Origin of the sequence: Microbacterium sp. Ru50 (assembly GCF_002920555.1) — a bacterium.
Lineage (GTDB): Bacteria > Actinomycetota > Actinomycetes > Actinomycetales > Microbacteriaceae > Microbacterium > Microbacterium arborescens.
Genome location: NZ_PQSV01000068.1, coordinates 1 through 528, shown reverse-complemented (window position 1 = coordinate 528; position 528 = coordinate 1). Strand labels below are relative to the sequence as shown.

Annotated in this window: 1 pseudogene; it reads right to left on the bottom strand. The window is 72.0% G+C overall.

The features are described from left to right. A pseudogene (locus tag C3481_RS16295) lies at nucleotides 1-528 on the bottom strand (M20/M25/M40 family metallo-hydrolase); the annotation flags it as partial.

Here is a 528-nt window from a genome sequence, read left to right as displayed (position 1 = left end):
CCGGGAACGTGTGCCGGCGACCCGGGCGACGGCCTCGGACAGCTCGGTGATGGCGTTGTCGCGGTGGATCATCGAGCCGTGCCCGGCGGTCCCGGCCACGGTCAGCTTCATCCAGTGCATGCCCTTCTCGGCCGTCTGGATCAGGTAGAGCCGCCGCTGCTCGTTCACGGTGAAGGAGAAGCCGCCGACCTCGCTGATCGCCTCGGTGACGCCCTCGAACAGCTCGGGGTGGTTGTCGACCAGGTAGCGGGCGCCGTACGTGCCGCCGGCCTCCTCGTCGGCGAGGAAGGCGACGACGACGTCCCGCGGGGGGCCGGCGCCCGCTGCGCAGCCGGTCGCGGACGACCGCCAGGGTCATGGCGTCCATGTCCTTCATGTCGACGGCCCCGCGTCCCCACACACAGCCGTCGGCGATCTCGCCGGAGAACGGGTGGTGGGTCCAGTCGACCGCGTTGGCCGGTACGACGTCCAGGTGGCCGTGGATGAGCAGCGCGGGCCGGGACGGGTCCTCGCCCTCGATGCGGGCCA